The sequence below is a fragment of the Paenibacillus sp. EKM212P genome (assembly GCF_011066115.1).
GTDB classification, from domain to species: domain Bacteria; phylum Bacillota; class Bacilli; order Paenibacillales; family Paenibacillaceae; genus Paenibacillus; species Paenibacillus polymyxa_B.
The window spans coordinates 1-4,438 of the sequence record NZ_JAAMNR010000025.1 but is presented as its reverse complement, the minus strand read 5'-3'; the positions used below and the strand labels follow the sequence as shown (position 1 = coordinate 4,438).

General features: G+C 50.4%; 1 protein-coding gene. It reads right to left on the bottom strand.

The genetic code is table 11. The features are described from left to right. Positions 1–4,438: non-ribosomal peptide synthetase (locus G9G54_RS24685; RefSeq protein WP_165179926.1), on the bottom strand; the 4,438-nt coding region annotated here is incomplete at both ends.

Sequence of the window (4,438 nt, the reverse complement as noted above, 5' to 3'; positions counted from 1 at the left end):
GCCACTTCCAGATCATACAGCTTCCCTTCCTTCACTCCGCGGTTCCACGCTTCCCAGCCTTGCTCTGCCTTGCGGAACACCATCCGCAACGCATCATGGTGCACCACCAACTGCGTCAGTGCCTGGCGTAGCGGCTCTTCCTCGAATCCTTGCTCCCGGTGAAGCATAACCGCCTGATTAAAGTGGTCCGGCACAGGCTGCTCTTGTTCCACAAACCACTGCTGAATCGGTGTCAGCAGCACGGCTCCGCTGACCTCTTCCTGATCAGCTAATTGGGTATCCGACACACGCAGGTGCATAGCTAGCTCAGCAACCTCAGGGTACTTAAACAAGTCTTTGATATCCAGCTTGTATCCTGCCTGCAGCAGGCGTGAGGACACCTGAATCGCCTTGATCGAATCCCCGCCCCGATCAAAAAATTGATCCGTCAATCCGACCGGACCGCCGCCCAGTACAGCCTCCCACACACGAGCCAGAACCTGCTCCTCTGCCGTCCGTGGAGCACTATATTCCTGCGTATAACGGGAAATCTGTTCTGGTGCCGGCAATGCCTTACGGTCGATTTTGCCGTTGGGTGTGAGCGGCATTTGCTCCATCTGAACAAAGTGCGAGGGAACCATATAATTCGGGAGATCTTCACTCAGCTGCTTGCGAAGCTCACTCCCTGTCACTTCCCGTTCTGCCACGTAGTAGGCAACCAGTTCGTGTTGGTTTTGGCTGTTTGCATGTGCCAGTACGATGACCTCTTGGATACGATCTATTTTCAGCATAGCCGACTCGACCTCGCCCAGCTCAATTCGGTAGCCGCGAATTTTAACTTGTTGATCCATCCGTCCAGCGTATTCTAATGTACCGTCTTCACGCCAGCGAACAAGGTCTCCCGTGCAGTACAGGCGATCTCCGTACACCCACGGATTGGCAAGGAATCTCTCAGCCGTCAAATCAGGACGGTTCAGGTAACCGCGTGCGACTCCGTCTCCGCCAACAACCAGCTCACCCCATGCTCCAATCGGCTGCAGGTTAAACGCCGAATCGACCACATACGCCGTAGAATTGCGGATAGGACGCCCGATCGGCACAGAATCAAGCTGTTCTTCCTTAATATGATAAGTCGTCGAAAAAGTAGTATTTTCCGTTGGTCCATAGCCGTTGATGATATTCATGTCCGGATTATCACGCAACACCCGGTTAATATGCGGTGCAGACAGCACGTCGCCTCCGACCAGCAAATACTTCACATCGCCGAACAATTTACTGTCCTGCTGCGAAAGCTGATTAAATAGCGGTGTAGTCAGCCACATCATAGTAATGCGATGGTCCCGTATGGTCTCCTTGAGCTTAGCTACGTCCAAAAGATCATCCTTATGCACGAGTACAAGCTCACCGCCGTTCAGTAGCGCCCCCCAAATTTCAAACGTAGACACATCAAATACAAACGCGCAAGTCTGCAACATTCGGATCGATTCATCAAACGGCACATAATCCGTATTACGCACCAAGCGCACGACACTTTGATGCTCAACAACGACGCCCTTAGGCTTGCCTGTTGATCCCGAGGTATAGATGACATAAGCAGCATGTTCGCCTGATCCATCTATTCCTAAATTGGAAGTATCCGGACTGTAGGACGTATCCTCATTCAGATTGACAATCTGTCCATCAAAATAGCAACGTTCCAGTAAATCTTGTTGAGTCAGCAGCAGTTTGGCTCCCGAGTCCTCCAGCATATAGCGGATACGGTCCTCCGGATATTGAGGATCTATCGGCATATACGCGCCTCCAGCCTTCAAAATAGCCAACGTTCCGCTAATCATATCCAACGAACGCTCCGTTAGAATGCCGACAGGCTCATCGGCCTTCACTCCAGCAGTCTGTAGTGTATGCGCTAATCGGTTAGCCTTCTCATTGAGTTCCCGATAGGTCAACGATTGATGACCCAAAGTGACGGCCACGTGATCTGGCGTACGTTCAGCCTGCTCCTCAAACAGCTTTTGGATCGTCTGATTGCGCGGATATACAGAAGCCGTGTCGTTAAACTCGCCTGTAATCTGTTGTCTTTCCGCCGTTGTCACCAATTCCAGTTCTTCAACGCGAACATGCGGGTTGAACGAAATTTGCTCCAGCAGACGAGCAAAATGACCATGCAGACGCTCAATGCCGGTTTGATCAAAGCTCAATGCGTTATACATAAAACGAATCTTGATGCCTTCTCCCGGCATTACGACGACGTTCAGATCGTAGTTGGTTTGCTCTGTAGCCACTGCGTTTAAAATTGTGAATGCATTCTGCCCATCACTTCCCAGCTGCTCTACCTGCTGCTCCACCGGATAATTTTCGAATATCATAATGTGCTTGATTAGATCCTGCTTCTGCTCGGTCAGTGCCTGAATTTCATACAGCGGGAACGTATCATAGGCATTGGCAGAAAGCGCCTGTCGCTGAGTTTCCTTCATTAATTCAGTAAATGCAGTTGTTGGTTTACCTTGAACACGGACTGGGATTGTATTAATGAAAAGTCCGATCATTTGCTCTACTCCGGCAATGTCTGCTGGACGTCCCGACACCACACTACCGAAAACGACATCCTCTGTGCGATTATACTTTTGCAGCAATACACCCCAGGCTGTTTGCATCAGCGTATTTATCGTCACCTGTTCTTGCTTTGCCAGCTGCTGAAGTTGCGCCGTCAGGTCTATACCTAAATCAAATTCCAGATATTCAGCCTCATATCCCTTCGCTTTCCCTGTTTTGGCCTGGGGCAAAACTGTCGTCTCCTCATGGCCCTGCAGGTAACCGTTCCAATACTCCGCTGCTTCCTGACGGTTCTGCCCTTCCAGCCATTCGATGTATCGGCTATATGGTGTTACCACAGGCAATTGCGGCGGCTTCCCTTCTGTAAGGGCGGTATATCCTCCAAAGACTTCGTTGGTAACCAGCGACAAACACCAGCCATCCATGATGATATGGTGGAAGCTCCATACAAAATGGTATGCATCGTCTGATGTACGTAAGATGGATACCCGCATTAGTGTATCCTTTGCCAGATCAAACCCCTTCTGCTGATCCCGACGCGCGAATTCCTCGATATATTGCTCTTGCGCCACCTTCTCCTTCTCACGTATGTCCTCTACGTACAGTTCTCCGCGTTTATTCCGGTACACCACTTGCAAGGGCTCGTCCTGCAAATCGCTCCGGAAGTTGGTACGCAGTGCTGAATGACGCTGCACCAACAAGTCCAGACTGGCAGAGAATGCAGCGAGATCCAGCGTTCCCTTCAGTTCAAAGGTGGACTGCTCTACATAGGCGCTCGACTGGGAATCCAGCATGTTGTGAAACAGCATTCCTTTTTGCATCGGCGTCATGGGATATATATTCTCCAGTTCTCCGTCAGGCTGAATCTGCTCCACCATCCGGTCCAGTGCTTCCAGGCTTAAACCCGGAAGCAGCACATCACTCGGCGTCAATTCAGAATGCTCCTGTGATACACAGTGGTGGATCACTTCCAACACGTTCTGCTTGAGCTCCCTGGCTAGTTTTATCACATTATCTTCCTGTAACACTTTTGTGTTATAACGAATATCCAGCTCAAGCATTTCATCCGTTACAATGCCCCCCACATCCAGGGAACACGGCATTCTGGTCAGTTCGTTAACATCTGCTCCACTGGAGTACGGGGACATGTGCGTTTCGCTGTGCCGCAGCGTCTGATCAAATTCGCCCAAATAATTAAAGCTGATCTGTGGCTCGGCGTATGTTACCCCGGACGGTCCGTTCTGGCTGAGATATCTCCAGATGCCGTATCCAATCCCTTTATGTGGAATGCTGCGTAACATCTCCTTCATCCGTTTGATGTTCCCGGAGATATGATCTTCCCCGTTAATCCGCAGCAGTATCGGGTACTGGCTCGTGAACCAGCCAACCGTTCGTGATATATCCGTCTCCTTCATGATATCTTCCCGGCCATGGCCTTCCAGAAGAATTGCAACCTGATCACTGCCAGTCCAAGTGCTTAACGTCATGCCGAGCGCCGTCAGCAACAGATCGTTCACTTCTGTGTTGTACGCGCGATGAGCCTGCTTTAGCAGTTGATCAGTCTCTTCTTTCGTGAATTTCAAGCTCAAAGTAGCTGTGTTATTTATGGTCAATGTTTTTTTAGAATCCAACAATTCTGTAAGTCTTAAAGACTCGGATGCCGCCAATTCATTCACTTGCTCCCAGTATGCGTGCTCACTTTCCATCTCAGGACTGTCGGCATAGGCTGATAACCGCTCCGACCAGACCTGGAAAGAGTCTGTTTTGGCCGGGAGCTGTATGGCTTCTCCACGTACAGCCTGCTCATAGGCATTCGACAAATCCTCCAACAGTATCCGCCACGATACGCCGTCTACCACCATATGATGAATAGCCAGTAGCAGATGGTCCCCATCAGCGCAGTGGA